Annotated in this window: 14 protein-coding genes; 11 read left to right on the top strand and 3 right to left on the bottom strand. The window is 62.0% G+C overall.

From position 1 onward, the window contains the following. Nucleotides 1-36: 36 nt before the first annotated feature. Together AC1DON_RS15070 and AC1DON_RS15065 are read left to right on the top strand one after the other, a co-directional pair. The gene (locus tag AC1DON_RS15070) at nucleotides 37-2,784 is read left to right on the top strand and encodes a TSCPD domain-containing protein (RefSeq protein WP_476935640.1); all 2,748 of its coding nucleotides are present in this window, start codon (nucleotides 37-39) and stop codon (nucleotides 2,782-2,784) included. Nucleotides 2,785-3,019: 235 nt separating this feature from the next. After that, nucleotides 3,020-3,514 (top strand): pentapeptide repeat-containing protein, encoded by a 495-nt coding sequence (locus AC1DON_RS15065; RefSeq protein ID WP_476935639.1) that lies wholly within the window; start codon nucleotides 3,020-3,022, stop codon nucleotides 3,512-3,514. 168 nt (nucleotides 3,515-3,682) lie between these two features. On the opposite strand, the gene aspS is transcribed toward AC1DON_RS15065, so the two are convergent. Continuing rightward, nucleotides 3,683-5,461, bottom strand: a complete 1,779-nt coding sequence (aspS, locus tag AC1DON_RS15060) for an aspartate--tRNA ligase (RefSeq protein WP_476935638.1) — start codon at nucleotides 5,459-5,461, stop codon at nucleotides 3,683-3,685. A 174-nt stretch (nucleotides 5,462-5,635) separates the two neighbouring features. On the opposite strand from aspS, the gene AC1DON_RS15055 reads away from it, so the two are divergent. The 6 genes from AC1DON_RS15055 (at nucleotide 5,636) to AC1DON_RS15030 (ending at nucleotide 13,772) form a co-directional block, all read left to right on the top strand. Continuing rightward, on the top strand, nucleotides 5,636-5,869 hold the full coding sequence (locus AC1DON_RS15055) for a hypothetical protein (protein ID WP_476935637.1): 234 nt from the start codon (nucleotides 5,636-5,638) through the stop codon (nucleotides 5,867-5,869). Between the two features lie 321 nt (nucleotides 5,870-6,190). Next, the gene (locus tag AC1DON_RS15050; RefSeq protein ID WP_476935636.1) at nucleotides 6,191-8,341 is read left to right on the top strand and encodes an AsmA family protein; all 2,151 of its coding nucleotides are present in this window, start codon (nucleotides 6,191-6,193) and stop codon (nucleotides 8,339-8,341) included. A gap of 70 nt (nucleotides 8,342-8,411) precedes the next feature. Next, entirely contained in the window at nucleotides 8,412-9,089 is a 678-nt protein-coding gene (locus AC1DON_RS15045; RefSeq protein ID WP_476935635.1) for a P-loop NTPase family protein, read from the top strand. Between the two features lie 79 nt (nucleotides 9,090-9,168). Continuing rightward, nucleotides 9,169-11,442 carry an RNA degradosome polyphosphate kinase gene (locus AC1DON_RS15040; protein ID WP_476935634.1) on the top strand — a complete coding sequence of 758 codons (2,274 nt, stop codon included), beginning with the start codon at nucleotides 9,169-9,171 and terminating at the stop codon, nucleotides 11,440-11,442. Between the two features lie 201 nt (nucleotides 11,443-11,643). Next, on the top strand, nucleotides 11,644-13,119 hold the full coding sequence (locus tag AC1DON_RS15035) for a Ppx/GppA phosphatase family protein (protein ID WP_476935633.1): 1,476 nt from the start codon (nucleotides 11,644-11,646) through the stop codon (nucleotides 13,117-13,119). A 161-nt stretch (nucleotides 13,120-13,280) separates the two neighbouring features. Beyond that, nucleotides 13,281-13,772: a hypothetical protein gene (locus AC1DON_RS15030; protein WP_476935632.1), complete on the top strand. Its 492-nt coding sequence runs from the start codon at nucleotides 13,281-13,283 to the stop codon at nucleotides 13,770-13,772. Between the two features lie 32 nt (nucleotides 13,773-13,804). Here the strand turns inward: AC1DON_RS15030 and AC1DON_RS15025 are convergent, their stop codons facing one another. Continuing rightward, nucleotides 13,805-14,293 carry a hypothetical protein gene (locus AC1DON_RS15025; RefSeq protein WP_476935631.1) on the bottom strand — a complete coding sequence of 163 codons (489 nt, stop codon included), beginning with the start codon at nucleotides 14,291-14,293 and terminating at the stop codon, nucleotides 13,805-13,807. Between the two features lie 170 nt (nucleotides 14,294-14,463). Next, nucleotides 14,464-15,612 (bottom strand): ribonuclease D, encoded by a 1,149-nt coding sequence (gene rnd, locus AC1DON_RS15020; RefSeq protein WP_476935630.1) that lies wholly within the window; start codon nucleotides 15,610-15,612, stop codon nucleotides 14,464-14,466. A 60-nt stretch (nucleotides 15,613-15,672) separates the two neighbouring features. Between rnd and purM the strand changes: the two genes are divergently transcribed. The 3 genes from purM to AC1DON_RS15005 all read left to right on the top strand — a co-directional run bounded on the left by purM (nucleotide 15,673) and on the right by AC1DON_RS15005 (nucleotide 19,559). After that, nucleotides 15,673-16,701, top strand: a complete 1,029-nt coding sequence (purM, locus tag AC1DON_RS15015) for a phosphoribosylformylglycinamidine cyclo-ligase (RefSeq protein WP_476935629.1) — start codon at nucleotides 15,673-15,675, stop codon at nucleotides 16,699-16,701. 139 nt (nucleotides 16,702-16,840) lie between these two features. Continuing rightward, nucleotides 16,841-17,449: a phosphoribosylglycinamide formyltransferase gene (gene purN, locus AC1DON_RS15010; protein ID WP_476935628.1), complete on the top strand. Its 609-nt coding sequence runs from the start codon at nucleotides 16,841-16,843 to the stop codon at nucleotides 17,447-17,449. Nucleotides 17,450-17,495: 46 nt separating this feature from the next. After that, nucleotides 17,496-19,559, top strand: a complete 2,064-nt coding sequence (locus AC1DON_RS15005) for a S46 family peptidase (protein ID WP_476935627.1) — start codon at nucleotides 17,496-17,498, stop codon at nucleotides 19,557-19,559. Nucleotides 19,560-19,579 lie beyond the last annotated feature (20 nt).

The following is a 19,579-nucleotide window of genomic DNA, read 5'->3' as shown; positions in this document are numbered from 1 at the left end:
GCGTGGTCCAATTGCGTGAACCCTTGGGAGGTTGTCATGGCCTTTTTAACCTCTGCCCTCAGCCGCCTGAGCACCGTTGGCGACCTGGAATCAAGGGTTATTGAACGGTCTGAAGCCTTTACAGAGGTCATTTGCCCGCGCAGCCTGACCTCGGCGCAGGCCGAAGCGTGGCTGGACTGGGCCGAATCAGTGCCGCACGACCTGCCGTCCGGGACCTGGGCGCGCGCCGGCGATGCCGACAGCGATGCCTTCGGCGGGGCGACGGCCGACTACGCCCATCGTCTGGCGCAATGGGGCTTGCGCCTCGGTCACTTTGCCGACCCGGATCAGGCGGCCGATTTCGCCGAAGCTATTGAGGCGACCCTGCTGTCGGGCCTGGCCGCGCCGGCCGTGGGACTGGTTTCAGGGCATCGCGTCCATCCGACTGCGGGTGATGTCGTCGTGCGGGCGCCGGAAACGACGCCGCTCTATCTCGACGATCATGCGGGTCGCCAGACTTTGAACCGGCTGCTGCTGGATACGCGCGCCCAGTCCTTGCGCGACGCCAACCAGACACGGCTGGCCGAGGCCCTGCAAGACATTCACAGCGCCGTGCAGCGCGCCGAGGGCGAGCACCGCGCAAGCCCCAAGCACAATACCGCCCTGGCCCGCGCCTGTGCCAAGGCCCGGCGTCTTGGGGCCAATGACGGTCTGATCGCGCGTCAGATACTGCTCAGCCATTCCGGTGGCGCGCCGTGGCAGGTTGGCGACGGCGCATCGACCCAGACCGTCCGCCACCACGCCGTTATCGCCCAGCGCGACCTGGTCAGCGCCGGTGATCCGTCCGCTGTCCTGCTGGCGGAAACGGCTCTGGAAGCCGCTGGCGTTCACCTCGTCTTCTCGCCGTCTGACGCCGAAGCCGTCGAAGCCCAGAACGTCGCGCCCAAGGCCGCCATCCAGGTCGAGCGCTTCCTGGGTGAAGGCGGCATCGACGAGGACGCCTTTATCGATTGCGTGAGCCTGTGGGTCCATGCCCTTGATATCGAAGCGTCTATTTCTTATTCAACGTCGTCGGCCGACGCCCAGCGCCGCGCGTCGGAACGGCCGCTGGCCCTGACGATTGCCGGTCTGGCCGAGGCGGCGATGACGCAGGGGTTGTCGCTGCGCGGCCCTGAAGGCCTCGACTTCGCCAGCCACCTGTTCGCCCTGTTCGAAGCGGCGTCGGTCCATTCGTCGGCGGCATTGGCCGTGCAATTGGGCGCGTTCGATGGGTTTGCCGCCGGCAAGGCCGAGCAGATCGATCGCCTGAGCCGCCAGCTCTATCACGTGACGGCGCTGAATGGCGTGTCGTCGTTCAAGGGCCGCGCGCTCGATCTGCTGCAAACCGGCCTGAAGCTGGCCAAGAAGACCGGCCTGCGCAATGCCCAGGTGACGGCGCTGTATGCCGATGCCGACCTGTCCCTGCGTCTTGGCACCGGCCTTGGCGACCAGCAGGTCGGCGATATCGCCACCTATATGGAAAGCGACGACGGCCTGATGCTGCCGGTACTGAAAGCGTGCGTGCTGTCGGGCATCAAGGTCATCGGCGTCGACGTCACCCTGGTGCGCGATGCGCGCCTTGGTCACCGCAGCCTCGCCGACGCGCCCCACATCAATGACGCCAGCCTGAAGGCTAAGGGCTTGAGCGAGTTCGAAACGGGCCGCCTGCATGAGGCGCTCTATGAAAGCGCGTCTCTGCGTGATGTCGTGTCGCTGAGCTATCTCGACGCCAATTTCGTCCGCGATATCTGGGGCTTGAGCGAAGCCGACCTGATGGACCCGGGTTTCGACCTGCTGGCGACCATGGGCTTCACCGCCGAAGAGATCGCGGAAGCTGACGCCTACCTGTTCGGGACGCGCGACCTTGAGGCGCTGAAGGCCGCCGATGACATGGCCTGGGGACTGTTGTCTCCGCTGTCGATCAAGGCGCGCCTGACCCTGCGCCAGCGTCTCGACGGCCTGGTCGATTCGCCGTCCACCGCCCCCATCGAGCTGGCCTGGGACCAGGGCGTGACCGACGCCATGAAGGTCTATTCGCTGGCCGCTGGTATCCAGCTGCGGAGCCTGTCGGTCAGCCGTGCCGATGCGCCGGAGGATTTCAGCCTCGATATTCCGGAAATGGAAGACGCCCCGCGCCGTCCTCAGATAGTGGAAAAGGTGGCCTCGCCGCGCGTGGTCGAAAAGATCATCGAGCGCGACCGCACGCGCCACAAGCTGCCCGACCGCCGCAAAGGCTATATCCAGAAGGCGGCCGTCGGCGGTCACAAGGTCTATATCCATACCGGCGAATATAGTGACGGCGCCCTGGGTGAGATCTTCATCGACATGCACAAGGAAGGCGCGGCCTTCCGGTCCCTGATGAACAATTTCGCCATCGCGATCTCGATCGGCCTGCAATACGGCGTGCCTCTGGACGAGTTCGTCGACGCCTATGTGTTTACGCGCTTTGAACCCGCAGGCCCGGTGACGGGCAATGACCGCGTGCGGTCGGCGACGTCAATCCTCGACTATATCTTCCGCGAGCTGGCGATTTCGTACCTCGATCGCGAAGACCTGGCCAATGCCGATCCGGACGCGTTGAACGCGGATGGTCTTGGCTCGGGCGATAATCCGCCGGATGAGGCCCTGCCCGCTTCGCAATTGATTTCGAAGGGTTTTGCGCGTGGGACAGCGACCGGCAATCTGGTGGTCGTGCCGTTCGGACGGAAGTCGGCGGCGACAGACGACCTGCGCGAAGCGGTCGAAGAGGATGTCGAGAACGGGTAGCGGTCCGGCCTGGCGAGTTGAGTAGCTCCCTCCTCCCTAGCGCGAAGCGGTGGGGAGGTGGCGTTTGCGTTAGCAAACGACGGACGGGTATAGCGCAGGCGGCGTACCCCTCCACCGCTGCGCCGTCGCTTCGCGCCGCTGGTGGTTCCCCTCCCCATCGCTGCGCGACAGGGAGGAGAAAGAGAGCGGCATCCATCTTGCTTAGCACTCAGCCAAACAGCGAAGGTGTTCCCTTATGAAACGTATCGTTCTCGCCATTCTGGCCCTTGCAGCCCTTTCGGCCCCCGCCTATGCGCAGAACGCCGCTCAAATCGGCCGCGCCCAGTCCGGCGCCAGCTGCCCCAAGTGCAACCTGTTCCAGGCCGACTTCAACGGCCGCGAACTGCGTAACAAGAATTTCGCCGGCGCCCGCCTGCGCCAGGCCGACCTGTCCATGGGCGTGTTCAACGGCTCGATCTTCGCCGGCAGTGACCTGCGCGAGCTCGACGGCACCGCCTCGCTCTTCGGCCGCGCCAGCTTTGCCGGCAGCAACCTCACCAACGCCGTCTTCGTCGGCGCCTATCTGGAAGGTGCGAATTTCAAGGGCGCGACCCTCGATGGCGTCAACTTCTCTGGCGCCGAGATGCGTTCGGCCGTCGGCCTGACCCAGCGCCAGCTCGACCAGACCTGCGGCGATGAAGCCACCGAACTGCCGCGCGGCCTGCGCATCCCGGTGTGCACGCTCCGATAAGCTTATGGGGTTTGGGGCCTGCGGCCCCAAGTCTTCCCTTCAAAGAAAAACCCTCGCCTTTTTTGGGCGAGGGTTTTTCTTTGAAATAAAGGTTTGTGGGGTATGCCGTGGCGAAAGTATAGCTTTCGCCCGCCATGGGACCCCACGCCCATACGGTTTGCGAGTGCGTTACACCTTGATCGGCAAAGCCGTCCGGATATGCAGTTCCTTCAACTGCTTCTCCAAAGCCCCCGATGGCGCGCTCATCATCACGTCCTGGCCCTGCTGGTTCAGCGGGAAGGCAATGACTTCGCGGATAGCCGTCTGGCCGGCCAGCAGCATGACGATCCGGTCGATACCCGGCGCCAGGCCACCGTGCGGCGGCGCGCCGTATTTGAACGCATTCAGCATGCCGCCGAACTGCGCTTCGACCACATCAGCGCCATAGCCGGCGATTTCGAACGCCTTCAGCATGATCTCCTGCTTGTGGTTCCGGATCGCGCCCGAGCACAGCTCATAACCGTTGCAGACGATGTCGTACTGATAGGCCAGGATCTCCAGCGGGTCGCGCGTCTCAAGCGCTTCCATCTCACCCTGCGGCATCGAGAACGGGTTGTGCGAGAAGTCGACCTTCTTTTCGTCCTCGTTCCACTCGAACATCGGGAAGTCGACGATCCAGCAGAACTTGAACTGGTCTTCATCAACCAGGTTCAGGTCAGTGCCAACCTTGGTGCGGGCCGAGCCAGCGAACTTGTAGAACACCTTCGGATCGCCGGCGGCGAAGAAGGCGGCATCGCCCTGCCCCAGGCCCAGCGACGTCATCAGCGCGGTCGTGGCGTCGGCGCCGAGGTTCTTGGCGATCGGGCCGCCCCATGCACCCTGGTCTTCCGACCAGAAGATGTAACCCAGGCCCGGCTGTCCTTCGCCCTGCGCCCACGAATTCATGCGGTCACAGAAGGCACGCGAACCGCCCTTCGGCGCCGGAATCGCCCAGACGGCATTTGAGGCGGTTTCCAGGATGCGCGCGAACAGGCCGAAGCCGCCGCCGCGGAAATGATCCGACACGTCCTGCATTTCGATCGGGTTGCGCAGGTCGGGTTTGTCCGAACCGTACTTGGCGATCGAGTCCTTGTAGGGGATGCGTACGAACGGATAGGATGAAACACGCTTGCCTTCGCCGAATTCGGTGAACAGGCCGTGCATCAATGGCTCGATGGCCGCGAAAACGTCTTCCTGGGTCACGAAGCTCATCTCGACGTCGAGCTGGTAGAATTCCAGGCTGCGGTCGGCGCGCAGGTCTTCGTCGCGGAAGCACGGCGCGATCTGGAAGTAGCGGTCGAAACCGGAAACCATCAACAGTTGCTTGAACTGCTGCGGTGCCTGCGGCAGCGCGTAGAACTTGCCCGGGTGCAGACGCGACGGCACCAGGAAGTCGCGCGCGCCTTCGGGCGATGAGGCCGTCAGGATCGGCGTCTGATACTCAAGGAAGCCCTGCTCGACCATACGGTTGCGGATCGACTGGATGACCTTGGAACGCAGGACGATATTCTTGTGCAGGGTCTCGCGGCGCAGGTCGAGGAAGCGGTTCTTGAGGCGCAGCTCTTCCGGATAGTCGGGCTCGCCGAAGACCGGCAGCGGCAGCTCGGCGGCTTCCGACAGGACCTCGACCTCATTGACGACGACTTCGATCGCGCCGGTGGGCAGGTTGGCATTGATCACGTCGGCATCCCGCGCCACGACCGTGCCGTCGATGCGGATGACGCTTTCGGCGCGCAGGCGCTCGACCTTGGCGAAACCGGGCGACGACGGATTGAACACCAGCTGGGTCAGGCCATAGTGGTCGCGCAGGTCGATGAACAGCAGGCCGCCGTGGTCGCGCTTACGGTGAATCCAGCCCGACAGGCGGACAGCCTGGCCCGCGTCAGAAGCCCGGAGGGCGCCGCAGGTATGTGAACGGTAGATGTGCATGTAATCAGTCCAGCCCATAGAAAATCAGGCGGCGAAGGGCACATGTTGCGCCGGTATTGTCAAGACGGAAAGCGATATGCGCTCCGTGATACAGGCTCCTAAACTCCTCCGCCACGACGGATGACGGCCATCGCAACGGATGGTGCGCCGCAAGGCTTACGCTAGGGTTGCGGCATGGAGACGGTTAACCTCGAAGATACGCACATCAAGGTGCGCTGGAAGGATCTCAAGACCGCCTGGGACATGCTGGCGACTCCGGAGAAACAGGCGCAGGTCGCCGACACTCTGGAAGCGCTCAAAGTCATGAGCCGGAGCGTCGAAGCACAAAAAACCGTATTCACCATGATCGCGGCAACCGCCTGGTTGACCGACGATGTGCCAGCCTTCCCGAAGGACTGGCAACCCTGACTGGGCGGAAAGGCGGAGACGCCGGACGTGTTGGAGGGAGGGTGTGAACATGATCACACCGCTCGCGTTCGTTGTCATCGCCTGGAGGTCTTCCGGGTAGCGCGCCGGACTGTCTGAGGGGGCAGTCCGGCGGCTCGCGTTTGGCAATCAGCTCGTCAATGTTGATCCGGAGCCTTTTCGCGCGCCTTGCCCTCGAACGGGAAAGCGCTTGACGTGGCAGAGCCCTACCCCGTCCGAAGATTTTCGGAACAAAATCAAATCGATTTCTGATGCTCCCTGCCCCACCGTTGCGCACCCGCTGGGAAGCCTTCAGGTGTTATCATGCGTAACGGTCGCCTGGCGCGGCGTCAAAACGATGACCAACGTGCCGAACCCAATCAGACTGACGTCGCTGCGACGGACCATGGCGACCTGGACACAGTGCGCGCCTGGCTGCGCAAGGCAGGTATCGCACTTGCCGACGCCGGCCGCGCATTCTGGCACGACCTGAAGCGCCTGCCGCGTTGGGCGAAGTGGGTTCTTGTCTTTGTCGCCGTGCTGATCGTAGCGGTCTTTGTGTTCCTCGCCAATCCGAACTGGAACTGGGCGCGTGGGATCGTGTCGTCGATTGCGTCGGGGAAGCTCAACCGCCCGGTCGCTATCGATGGCAATCTGAGGGTTCATCTGTTTCGCTGGACGCCGGACGCAACGATTGACGGTTTGCGCATCGCCCGTCCCGGCTGGGGACCTGAGCGTAATATAGCGACCGCCCGTCGTGTCGCGGTAACGGCCGAATTCCTGCCCATTCTGACTGGCAAGATCGTCCTGCCGCGCCTGCAGATCGATCAGCCGAACGTCTTCCTCTATCAGGACGCCAAAGGCCGGGCCAACTGGGACTTCAGTGATGGTAAGAAAAAGGGTGAGCCGACCAAGCTGCCGCTGATCAAGAATTTTATTATCAACGATGGCAAGGTGGAGATGACCAGCCTTCAGAACAAGCTGAGGTTCACGGGCACGGTCAATGCCCACGAAAAGGCCAATGGCTCGCGCCAGGCCTTTGGTTTGACCGGCGACGGCTCACTGAACGGCAAGGTGTTCGAACTGAACGCGACCGGCGGGCCTCTGCTGAATGTCCGGACCAGCCAGCCCTACCCGTTCGACATGACGGTGCGCGCCGGCGCCACGAAGCTGACCGCCAATGGCAGGGTCATCCATCCGTTCGATCTGGGACAGCTTGAGGGCGCCGTGACGGTGTCCGGCCGCAACCTGGCGGACCTTTACTATCTCACCGGCCTGACCCTGCCCAATACGCCGTCCTACAATGTCGCGGCCAATGTTCGTCGCGACGATCGTGTCTACAGGGTCAATGCCATCAAGGGCCGCATCGGCAGCAGCGATATCAACGGCGTCATGACCGTCGATACGCGCAATGATGGACGGCCGTATCTGACGGCCGATCTCAATTCGCGCGCGCTCGACTTCCGTGACCTCGGCGCTGTCTTTGGCGCCACCGACGCCAATGCGCCCGAAGCGCCGGAACTGAGTGCGGCCCCGCGTCCGACCGCCGGCCGCCGTCTGCTGCCCGACGCGACGCTTGATGTGGCACGTATCCGCGGCATGGACGCCAAAGTCCGATACCGCGCCCTGTCGGTGAAGGCCGTGCCCAACATGCCGCTGCGCGAAGTCAGCGTCGGCGCTACGCTCGACAAGGGGCTATTGATCGTCGATCCGATCGACTTTGCCTTCCCGCAGGGTCGGCTTCAAGGGACGGCCAGGATCGATGCGCGCAATACCACCCAGACCAACAATATCGACCTGCGTCTGACCGGTGTGCGCGTCCAGGACTTCGTGCCGCAGATCGGTGGCGGCGAACCGCTGGAAGGCATCCTGAATGCCCGGGTCATCGCCAGGGGCTCAGGCAATTCGGTCCATAAGGCCGCTGCGACCGCCAATGGCGAACTGACCGCCGTCATTCCCGCCGGCACGATCCGCCAGAGCCTGGCCGAACTGATGGGCGTCAATGCCAGCAAGGGTCTGTTCATGTACCTGTCGAAGGACAAGAAGGAGACCGATATCCGCTGCGCCGTCGCCCATTTCGACGTCAAGAATGGTGTGCTGCAATCGCGCTATATCGTCTTTGATACCGGCGTGGTGCTTGTCACCGGCAAGGGTACGGTCAATCTCAACGACGAAAGCATGCGGTTCGTCCTGAAGGGCAAGCCGAAGAAGTTCCGCCTGCTGCGAATCAATGCGCCGATTGTCATCGGTGGCCAGCTGACCCAGCCCAAGGTCGGCATCGACGCCGGACCGGCGGTCGTCCAGGGTGGGTTGACGCTTGCGCTGCAATCGATCGTGCCGTTACTACCGTTAAACTACGCCAAGGACAGCAATTGCGGGGCTCTGTTTGCTGACGCCAAGGCCGAAGGCGCCTCGGTTTCGACCAGGCCGCCGGCGAGGAAGGCTAATCCGGCTCCGGCGCAGCCGAAGGGGTGATCCACAAGCCTTTACTGCCGTCCACAGGCTGACAGTTGTGTTGAGGCGACGCACGGCCTAGATTCGATGGATGCAGCAACTGCCCCTCGATCTTGTCGCCATTGACCGCTTCAGCCGCGATCGCTTTGTCGTGGGCGGCGCGGTGCGTCCAGTGCTCGACGCCCTGCTGCGACCGGAAACGTGGCTTGCGCCGCACTTGCTGATCGTTGGTCCCGAAGGCAGCGGCAAGACGCACCTGGGGCATATCTTCGCCGAGTCCCACGCCGGCGTGTTTGTCGAGGCGGCGGATACTGCGAGGATTCAGATCGTCCCTGGCCAAAGCTACGTCGTCGATAACGCCGACACAGCTTCTGAAGAGACCTTGTTCCACCTGTTCAATACCGTCCATGCTTCTGGCGGCTACCTTGTCCTGCTGAGCCGCGCCCACCCGCTCACATGGACCGTGACGCTGCCGGATTGGCAGTCGCGGCTGCGCGCCATGCGCCTCATGCCCCTGCCCGAGCCCGACGACGCCCTGCTTGAGGCCATCCTGTCGACCCTGTTCGCCCAGCGCGCCATTTCGCCCTCGCCCGACGCCGTCGCCTATATTGCCAGCCGCGCCGACCGTTCGGTCGCTGCCCTTCAAAAAATTGTCACGGAGCTGGAGCACTATGCCAATGGTCGCGCTTTTACGCGCGTCCTGGCGCGCGACTTCTTCGAACACAGCCAAAAGCTGCCGTTCGGCGAAACCGAAAGTGACGATACCTGAGCGTTTCTTTAAAGGCTTAGAGAGAGTTTGGCGTTATAGTTAAAGCGTTTTCTGACAATTCTTCGAGCCTTTCTGCTTCATGACCGATTCCAGTGCCGCGACCATCCCTTCCGAACCCGATGCCGATGCCTTGGCCGAAGCGCAGGCCGGCCTTGGTGAGCCGGTGCCGGTTCTGCCGGAAATCGTCGACCTGTCGCAGTTGGAGCGCCTGGGCGGCGCCTTCTATATCAACCGCGAACTGTCCTGGCTGGCCTTCAACAAGCGCGTCATCGAGGAAGCGGAAAACCCCAATCACCCGCTGCTGGAGCGCCTGCGCTTCCTGTCGATTTCGGCCAACAACCTCGACGAATTCTACATGGTGCGCGTCGCCGGCCTGCAGGGCCAGGTGCGTGAAGGCGTGCGCGTCCTGTCCGAGGACGGCCATACGCCCGCCGAACAGCTTGAGTCGGTCAACCGCGTCGCCAGCCAGCTTATGGCCAAGCAGCAGGCCATCTGGCTGAAAGTTCGCGATGAACTGGAAGACAAGGGCCTGATCGTCGTCGATCCGCAGGATGTCAACAAGACCGACAAGGCGTGGCTGGATCGCGAATTCGACAGCCAGCTGTTCCCGATCCTGACGCCGATGGCGATCGATCCGGCGCATCCTTTCCCGTTCATCGCCAATCTCGGCTTCTCGATCGTGCTGAAGCTGGTACGGCGCTTCGATATGAAGTCGATGTACGCCCTGGTGCCGATCCCCAACGGCGTCAAGCGCTTCTGGGAAATCGACACGGCACGCAAACCGGCAGACGGCAGCCCCGCCCGGCGCAAGTTCATCTCGCTCGAGAACTTCGTCTCTTTGTTTATTCACCGCCTCTTCCCGGGCTTTGATATCGCCGGGCGCGGCCTGTTCCGTGTCCTGCGCGATTCGGATATCGAACTGGAGGAAGAAGCCGAAGACCTGGTCCGTGAGTTCGAGGCCCTGATCAAGCAGCGCCGCCTGGGGTCCGTGGTGCGCGTCGAGATCGACGCCGGCATGCCCGACGACCTGCGCGCCTTCATCGTCGAACAGTTGCACGTCGCGCCGCAGGACGAGGTCCAGATCAACGGCATCCTCGGCATGGCTGAGTTGTCGAAGCTGATCCCGTCGGACCGCAACGACCTGAAATTCCGCCCGTTCGAACCGCGCTTCCCCGAGCGCATCCGCGACAATGGCGGCGACATGTTCAACGCGATCCGCGAGAAGGACATCCTGGTCCACCACCCGTTCGAAAGCTTCGATGCCGTCATCCAGTTCGTCCGTCAGGCGGCGCGCGACCCAAATGTCATCGCCATCAAGCAGACGCTCTACCGGACCTCAAAGGACTCGCCGATCGTCGCGGCTTTGATCGAGGCCGCCGAGCAGGGCAAGAACGTCACGGCGCTGGTCGAAATCAAGGCGCGCTTTGACGAAGAGGCCAACCTGCGCTGGGCGCGGGCCATGGAACAGGCTGGCGTCCACGTCGTCTATGGCTTCGTCGAGTACAAGACCCACGCCAAGCTGTCGGTCGTGGTGCGCCGTGAAGGTGACGGCTTGCGCACCTACTGCCACTTCGGCACCGGCAACTACCACCCGATCACGGCCAAGGTTTACACCGACCTCAGCCTGTTCACGACCAATGCCGAGATGTGCCGTGACGCCATGCGCGTCTTCAACTTCATCACCGGCTATGCCCGCCCCGAGGTCATGGAGAAGCTCTATTTCTCACCCGTTACCTTGAAACTGGGCATCATGCACCTGATCGACCAGGAGATTTTGAACGCCAAGGCAGGCAAACCGGCGCAGATCTGGGCGAAACTGAATGCCCTCGTCGATCCCTTCGTCATCAGGAAGCTGTACCAGGCCAGCCAGGCCGGCGTGCAGATCGACCTGGTCGTGCGCGGGATCTGCTGCCTGCGTCCGGGCGTGCCGGGCGTTTCGGAAAACATCCGCGTCAAGTCGATCGTCGGCCGCTTCCTTGAGCACTCGCGCATCGTCTGTTTCGCCAATGGCCAGGCCATGCCGTCGGAGCAGGCGCGCGTCTTCATCTCGTCCGCCGACTGGATGAGCCGCAATCTGGATCGCCGCGTCGAAGTGATGATCCCGGTTGAAAACCCGACCGTTCATCGTCAGGTTCTGGACCAGATCATGGTCGCCAACCTCAATGACGAGGCCCATTCCTGGCAGTTGGGTACTGACGGCACCTATTCGCACATCGATATAAGTGGGCTGGATAAGCCCTTCTCCGCGCACGACTATTTCATGACCAATCCATCACTGTCTGGCCGTGGCCGCGGCGTCAAGGACATGCCGAGGGCCTTCGATCACGTCGGCGCGCGCAAGGCCGCACGCTGAGGCGGCTGTTCGCAAACGTAAATATGTCTTGCATTCAAACCGCCTGACGAGGCAAACCAGCCCTGCGTGCCATTGGAGCGGAATGCGCTAAAGCGCTATCCCGCTCCAATGTTTGTTTGTTGCGATATTTCGCCGAAAACCGCTGGACACTTTTGGCTGCGCCGAACTTTGTTTCGGATATCGCTCTCGCGGAGCTGAGTTTTGAATTACAATAGCGCTGTCATCGACATCGGCTCCAACTCGGTGCGTCTGGTCATCTATCGTATCGAAGGCCGGTCGATCTGGCCGGTGTTCAACGAAAAGGTGCTGGCGGGTCTCGGCCGCGAAATGTGGACGACGGGGCTGCTGAACAAGGACGGCGTGCGCGATAGCCTAATCGCACTGCGCCGCTTCAAGGCCATTCTCGAATCGTTCGAACTCGACGGGCTGCACGTCGTGGCGACCGCCGCGGTGCGTGAAGCGCGCGACGGGCCTGACTTCGTGGCGGCCGTCAAGGTGCAGACGGGCTTTGACATCCGCGTGCTGACCGGCGTCGAGGAAGCCTATTACTCGGCCCAGGGCGTCCATTGCGGCCATCTCGACGCCAAGGGTATTGTCGGCGATCTCGGGGGCTCCAGCCTGGAACTGATCGGCCTCGACATCGAACCCGGACACAACGGCATTACCCTGCCGCTTGGGCCTTTTGCCCTGGGCGCCCCCAAGCCTGTCGATCCCGACAAGACCTACGCGACGATCGTCAGCCACCTTGAGCCGCTCAAGGATCGTTTTTCCGGCGGCCAGTTCCACGCTGTCGGTGGCGCGTGGCGCAACCTGGCGCTCATCTGGATGCAGAAGCAGAACTATCCGCTGCATGTCATTCAGCAATTTGAACTTCCCGCCCGCGAAGCCCTGTCGATCGCGCGCCTGATCGCCCTGCAGTCGCCGTCGTCGCTGGAAAAGGTGCGCGGCATCACCAAGCGCCGCGTCGAAAACATCGGCTATGCCGCCCTGGTGCTGCAAGGCCTGATCGAGACCTTCCGCTTCGAATCGATCTGCTTTTCGGCGTTTGGTCTGCGCGAAGGCCTGTTGTTCGACGCCCTCGACCCCGCCGTCAAGGACGACGATCCTTTGATCGCCGGCTGCGGGGCGCTGGGCAGTCGCCTGGGGCTGAACGATGACTTGGGCCCTGCCCTGTCGGAATGGGCGCTGGCCTTTTACGGCCGCGCCGAAGGCATTGTCGACAAGCCGTCGGAAAAGCTGACCCGCGCGGCGGCAAAGCTGTCGGACATCGGTGCGCGTCTGCACCCGGATCACCGCGCCGACCTGGTGTGCGACCAGGTTCTGCGCGCGCCGATCGCCGGACAGACCCACGAAGAACGCGTCTTTCTGGCCTGCACCCTGTTCACGCGCTACAGCGGCGACGCCTATCTGAAAGAGCCGGTTCTGATCAGCCGTATTCTCGGCGAAGATGGTCTGACCCTGGCGACGCAACTGGGCCTGCTGTTGCGGCTCGGCTGCGACCTGTCAGCCAAGTCCGCCAAGCTGTTGGAGTTAGCTTCGGTCCGCCAGCATGACCGTCAATTGACGCTCCGCGCTGAGCCCGGCTGGGAAGACCTGCTGCTGGGCGAACAGACCCGCAAGCGCGCGCGGGCGTTAGCGCAAGCGTTAAAGCTCAACCTGGCGATCCTGTCGAACTAGAGCATGATGCGTTTAGGTCGAACCGCCATCATGCTCTAGGTTTTGTTTTGTCGCGATATTTAGCCAAAAACCGCTGCACACTTTTTTGGCATATCGCTCTAGGCTTGCAAGACGTCAAAAAACGGCGTTATCTCCCATCGTCGTTAATGGGGAGATGTGTGATGAAGCGTCTTGGACTTGCGATCTGTGTTGCTGCGATGCTGGCAGCTCCGGCCTTTGCAGCCGCCGACAAACCCGCCGATCTCGACGCTGCCTTCAAGGCCGCCGGTATGGTCCGGAAAAACGGCCAGTGGACCGGCTGCGCCGACGCTCAATATGGCATAGCTGAAGTCGCCGAAAACGGCTATCGCGACCTCAATGGCGACGGCATCAAGGACCTCGTCCTGATGGATAGTGGCAGCTTTTGCTATGGTCAGGCGGAGCAGGGTTTCTTCGTAATGACGAAAGCCGTCGCGACAGGCCCGTGGAAGGTGCTGTACAGCAGCCCGGGCATTCCGACCTTTCTTCCGACCTCGGTCAAGACGCCCGGTGGCTGGCCTGATGTCGAAATCGGCGGGCCGGGGTTTTGTTTTCCGATCCATCGCTGGAACGGCAAGGACTATGTCTTCAATCGCTACAAGGCATACGAAAAAGGGGCCTGCGCCCGGCGCTGACCCCTTGTTTTAAAAGGCTGTGAACCGTAGCCCTACAGCTTGATCCGGAACAGCTTAGCGAGGTTGAAGCCGATGCCCATCCAGAACATGGTGTAAAGCCCGACGATCAAAGCGCCAGCGGCCAGCGCCATGACGCTGTAGATGCCTGTGAAGACACTGAGGATCGTGTCGCCCAACAGGTAGAACCCGACTGCGCCCCAACCGACAAGATTATGTTTGGCCGGTTCGACGCGCGAATAGATCCACCAGCCGACCAGCGGCGACAGCACGAATAGAAGCGCAAAGGTCAGTGGAACAAGGGCCAAACTCAGGATTGTCCCGACCGCCTGGGCATATTCGGTGACGTGCCAGGCGCCGAGCAGGCTATCAAGCTGCGGCAGCGAAAACACGCCCCAGAAGAAGCCATAGAGTCCTCCGGCCAGACGCATCATGACCAGCAGGAATACCCCCGCCTTCAGCGCCGTGGTCCACGTAGCCGTTCCTGCGGCTGTCGCGGGCGTGGCAGTTGTTGCCTTGTTCATCGAAGCCCTCTCATCGTTCCAGTCTCACCTGTCAAAAAAGGTTAACAGACGATTCCCGAGGGGCCTAACAAAAACAGCCTAGAATATGAGGATCGATAATTCCCATATTCTGGTTTTTGCTTAACGCGATATTTTTGCCGAAAACCGCTGCACACTTTTCGGCATATCGCTTAGTCCAGTTCGACGACCTCGACCTTGGTGCCATTCAGCACCAGTGCGAGTTCACCGCGCTTGAGCTTGAGCGCATCCTCGCCGAACAAACGCCGGCGCCAGCCCTGCAGGGCAGGAACATTGGCATTGTCGTCGAGCGCGATCTTTTCGAGGTCGGACACGGTCGCCAACAGCTTGGGCGCGACGTTTTCCTCTTCACAGCGGATACGCAGCAAGACCTTGAGCAGTTCAACGACCGAGGCCGGCACCTGGACCGGCGGCGGCGAGCGGTCAACCTTGGGCGCATAGGCTTCGGGGTTCTTGAGCACGGCGCGAATGATATCGGTCAGTTCCAGGCCGAACTTCGAAGCGCCAAAGCCCTTCGATGTCGAACGCAACTGATCGAAGGCCGCTGAATCCGTCGGGCACTGGGTGGCGATCTCGTCGACGCCCTCGTCCTTGAGGATCCGGCCGCGCGGCATGTCGCGTTCCTGGGCGGTGCGTTCGCGCCAGGCGGCGACCTGGGCGAAGACGCCCATATATTTGGCCGAGGTCTTGCGCGGCTTCAGGCGGCGCCAGGCGTCTTCGGGACTGGTGGAATAGAGCGTCATGTGCGTCAACGCCTTCATTTCGTCCTGCACCCACTCCAGCCGGCCTTCCCTGGCCAGGCGGTCGCGCAGGCGGACATAGACCTTGGTAAGGTGCGTCACATCGCCCAGCGCATATTGCAGTTGCTGGTCGCTTAACGGACGGCGTGCCCAGTCGGTAAACCGCGAGCCCTTGTCGAGGTCGATCTTCAGTTTCTGGCGCACCAGCGAATCATAGGCGACCTGATCGCCATAGCCCGCGGCCATGGCGGCGACCTGGGTGTCGAACACCGGCGTCGGCATGACGCCGAGATTGACGAAGATTTCCATGTCCTGGCGGCAGGCGTGGAAGACCTTGAGAATCGATTCGTCGGCAAGAATGTCGAGAAACGGCTTCAGGTCGATATCGCGGGCCAGCGGATCGATAATCGCGGAATGCTCTTCACTGGCGGCCTGAATGAGGCACAGTTTGGGCCAGTAGGTGGTTTCCCGCATGAATTCCGTGTCTACCGTGATGAACGGAGCGGTCTTCAGCAGATCACAGAAGGCAATCAGATCAGTAGTATTTGTAATTGGACTCATTTTGTCGCTATAGCAGAGCCGAAACGCAGCCCATACCCTAATTTGCAGGATTTTTCCACAATGGCGGAATTAAAGAACGGTCTGACCTACGCCCAGTCGGGAGTCGATATCGACGCCGGCGAGGCTTTGGTCGACGCCATCAAACCTTTGGCCAAGGCAACGCGCCGTCCAGGCGCCGAACCGTCGCTGGGCGGGTTCGGCGCGCTGTTCGACCTGAAGGCGGCCGGGTATGATGATCCTTTGATCGTCACGACCACCGACGGCGTCGGCACCAAGCTCAAGATCGCCATCGAAACCCACCGCCACGACACGGTCGGCATCGACCTGGTCGCCATGTGCGTCAACGATCTGCTGGCCCAGGGCGCCGAGCCGCTGATGTTCCTCGACTACTATGCGACGTCGAAGCTGGACGTCGATACGGCCCGCCGCGTCGTCGCCGGTATCGCTGAGGGCTGCAAGCGCGCCGGCTGTGCGCTGGTTGGCGGTGAGACGGCTGAAATGCCCGGTATGTATGGCGACAGTGACTACGACCTGGCCGGTTTCTCGGTTGGCGCGGTCAATCGCGATGCTGTCCTGCCGAAGTTCGACGACCAGCGCGAAGGCGACCTGGTTATCGGCCTCGCCTCGTCGGGTCCGCACTCCAATGGCTATTCGCTGATCCGTAAGGTGGTCGAGGTTGCCGGTTTGACGTGGGCCAGCCCGGCGCCATTCGCCAAGGACCTGTCGCTGGCCCAGGCGTTGCTGGAACCGACGCGCATCTATATCAAGTCGGTCCTGCCGCTTATGAAGGCCGGCCTGATCAAGGGCGGCGCCCACATCACTGGCGGCGGTCTGATCGAGAATCCGGATCGGGGCGTGCGTGAGGATCTGACGGCGACGTTCGATTTCGACGGGTTTGAATTCCCGCCGGTGTTCAAGTGGCTGATGGAAGCCGGTGGCATCGACAAGCATGAGATGCTGCGCACGTTCAACTGCGGCGTTGGCTTTGTGATTTATGTGTCGCCGAAGAACGCCGATGCGGTTCTGGCGGCTTTGTTGAATGCCGGTGAAGATGCGTTTGTCTGCGGGCAACTGACGAAGAAGGTTTAACATCCCTTCTCCCCACCTGAGGGGAGAAGGTGGTCCGCAGGACCGGATGAGGGGTTGATGCGACAGCGCTTGATCTCTCCGACAAGAACCCCTCACCCCAACCCTCTCCCCTCAGGTGGGGAGAGGGGGTTTTGAGCCGATGACTTCTCAAAAGACAAAAACCGCCATCTTTATCTCCGGCCGTGGCTCCAACATGATGGCGCTGGTCGAAGCCGCGCAGGCGCCTGACTTTCCGGCGGAAATCGCGCTGGTGGTTTCCAATGATCCGTCAGCGGCCGGCCTCGCCTGGGCGGGCGAACGCGGCATCAAGACTGTTGCGGTTGATCATAAGCTGTTCAACAAGGACCGCGAAGCGCACGAGCGCGCCATCCACGAACACCTGACGGCCGCGAACATCCAGTTCATCTGCCTGGCCGGCTATATGCGCATCCTGACGCCGTGGCTGGTCGAGACGTGGAACGGCCGGATGATCAACATCCACCCTGCCCTCCTGCCAGACTTCAAGGGCCTGCACACCCACGAACGCGCCATCGAAGCCGCCGTTGCCGAACACGGCGCGACCGTCCATTGGGTCACGCCGGGCGTGGACGAAGGCGAAACCATCCTGCAGGCGCGCGTGCCGGTCTTCCCGGAAGACACGGCTGACATTTTAGGCAAACGCGTGCTGGCTGAAGAACACAAGCTTTACCCTGAGGCGGTCCGTCTGGTATTGTCCAAGCCGTTGAACCAGGACCTTACGAATTTGTAATCGCTGATTTCTTTGTCAATTAAGGTTGCTACTGTAACATTGCCGGATGAAGTTGCTTAAGATCGTCCCATTCCTTGCCGGGATTACCGCATTTGCCTGCGTCGCGCCCGCTGTGGCCGAAGAAGGCATGTGGACGTTCGACAATGTGCCGGTGGCCCGCATCAACAAGACCTACGGCACGCGCATTGACCAGCCGTGGCTGAACCGGCTTCAGGCGGCGACCGCGCGCATCAACAGCGGCTGCACCGGCACCGTCCTGTCGTCCGAAGGCCTGATGATGACCAATCATCACTGCGTCTTCGAATGCCTGCGCGCCATATCGTCGGCCGGCGAAGACCATATAGACGAAGGCTTCGTCGTCTCCGCGCGCGATGAAGAAGAGGCCTGCCCCGGCATGGCGGCCGAAATCCTGCTCAGCGTCAGCGACCATACGACTGATGTTAATCGCGTGACGCGCGGCCTCAAGGGCGATGCCTTTCTGAAAGCGCAGAATGCCCGTTTCGCCGAAATCGAAGCTGCCGGCTGCGGCGACGACACGACCCTGCGTTGCCAGGTGGTGGCGCTATATCAGGGTGGCCAGTACAAGCTCTACAAGTACCGCAGATATACCGACCTGCGCCTTGTTTTCGCTCCGGATTTCCGCGCCGCCTATTTCGGTGGCGACCCGGACAATTTCAACTTCCCGCGCTATGGCTTCGACGTCGCCTTCATGCGGCTGTACGACCACAGCGCGCCCGCGGCGACACCTCAGCACCTGACCTGGGCGCCGGTCGAACCCAAGACGGGTGAGCCGGTCTTCGTCCCCGGCAATCCCGGCTGGACGCAGCGGCTGTGGACCGTATCGCAGCTTGAGACCCAGCGCGACGTCATCGGGCCGCCGATGCTGGCGATGAAGTCGGAGCTGCGCGGCCGTCTGGTCGCCTATTCGCGCATCAATGACGACACCAAACGCATTTCGTCGGATGCGTTGTTCATGGTCGAAAACGGCTTCAAATCGGCCGCCGGTCAGGACCTGGCGCTGCGCAACCCCCGCATCATGGCCGCCAAGCGCAAGGAAGAAGCCTTGCTTAAGGCCAGTGTGAAAGGCCGTCTCAGGAAAGAGATCGGCGATCCGTGGGCCGAGATCGCGGCGGCGCAGAAGGCCAATGCCGAGCTGTACCTGCCCTACCATTTCCTCGAGCAGGCGCCGAACAACTCGACCCTGTTCGCCATCGCGCGCAAGCTTGTCCGCCACGCCGCGGAGATGGAAAAGCCGTCGGCCGAGCGGCTGCCGGAGTTCGCCGATCCACGTTTGGCCACCCTGCGCCGCGACCTGCTGTCGCCGTGGCCGATCGAAAAGCCACTGGAAAAGCTCTATCTGGAGTTCCGTCTGGCCAAGGCGCGCGAGTACCTGACGAATGACGCGGCCGAAACCCAATTGCTGCTGGGCGATGAGTCGCCCGAAGGCCTGGCCGAGCGGCTGGTGGACGGCTCGCGGCTCGACGACACCGAGTTCCGTACGCAGTTGTGGGAAGGCGGAATGGCGGCGATCAAGGCGTCGGACGACCCGATGATCCAGTACGCCATCAAGCTTGATCCGGCAGCGCGAGCCCTGCGGCAGGAGATGGATCGGCGCGTCAATGCGCCGACACGAATCGCCACCGAGAAGATCGCGAAGGTACGCTTTCGCTACTATGGCACCTCGACCTATCCGGATGCGACCTACACGCCGCGCCTGTCGTTTGGCAAGGTCAATGGCTGGACGTGGCGTGGCAAGACGGTCGCGCCGGTGACGCGGATTTCGGGGTTGTATGCCCGTGCAACCGGCCATGATCCGTATGTTCTGTCGGACCCGTTCGAAGAGGCCAAGGGGAAGCTGAACGGCAACACAGTGCTGAACTTTACGACCACGACCGATATTGTCGGCGGTAATTCCGGCTCGCCGGTTGTGAATGCCAATGGCGCGGTGATCGGCACGGTCTTCGACGGCAATATCCATTCGCTGGGCGGGGCGTTTGCCTATGACGCGCAGTTGAACCGGTCGGTGTCTTTGTCTGCAGCGGCGATTGGTGAGGTGCTTGGGAAAGTGTACGGGTTGCAGGCTCTCAATGAGGAGCTGGAGCGCCGTTAAGCTTATGGGGGTTGGGGCCT

The organism is Asticcacaulis sp. P4_H10 (genome assembly GCF_056400965.1).
This window is presented reverse-complemented; position numbering and strand designations above follow the sequence as displayed.

Coding starts and splice junctions, on each gene's coding strand:
- AC1DON_RS15070 (WP_476935640.1), top strand. CDS start 37: ATGGCCTTTTTAACCTCTGCCCTCAGCCGCCTGAGCACCGTTGGCGAC.
- aspS (WP_476935638.1), bottom strand. CDS start 5,461: ATGCACATCTACCGTTCACATACCTGCGGCGCCCTCCGGGCTTCTGAC.
- purN (WP_476935628.1), top strand. CDS start 16,841: ATGACTTCTCAAAAGACAAAAACCGCCATCTTTATCTCCGGCCGTGGC.
- AC1DON_RS15030 (WP_476935632.1), top strand. CDS start 13,281: ATGAAGCGTCTTGGACTTGCGATCTGTGTTGCTGCGATGCTGGCAGCT.
- AC1DON_RS15050 (WP_476935636.1), top strand. CDS start 6,191: ATGCGTAACGGTCGCCTGGCGCGGCGTCAAAACGATGACCAACGTGCC.
- AC1DON_RS15040 (WP_476935634.1), top strand. CDS start 9,169: ATGACCGATTCCAGTGCCGCGACCATCCCTTCCGAACCCGATGCCGAT.
- AC1DON_RS15045 (WP_476935635.1), top strand. CDS start 8,412: ATGCAGCAACTGCCCCTCGATCTTGTCGCCATTGACCGCTTCAGCCGC.
- AC1DON_RS15055 (WP_476935637.1), top strand. CDS start 5,636: ATGGAGACGGTTAACCTCGAAGATACGCACATCAAGGTGCGCTGGAAG.
- AC1DON_RS15025 (WP_476935631.1), bottom strand. CDS start 14,293: ATGAACAAGGCAACAACTGCCACGCCCGCGACAGCCGCAGGAACGGCT.
- purM (WP_476935629.1), top strand. CDS start 15,673: ATGGCGGAATTAAAGAACGGTCTGACCTACGCCCAGTCGGGAGTCGAT.
- AC1DON_RS15005 (WP_476935627.1), top strand. CDS start 17,496: ATGAAGTTGCTTAAGATCGTCCCATTCCTTGCCGGGATTACCGCATTT.
- AC1DON_RS15065 (WP_476935639.1), top strand. CDS start 3,020: ATGAAACGTATCGTTCTCGCCATTCTGGCCCTTGCAGCCCTTTCGGCC.
- rnd (WP_476935630.1), bottom strand. CDS start 15,612: ATGAGTCCAATTACAAATACTACTGATCTGATTGCCTTCTGTGATCTG.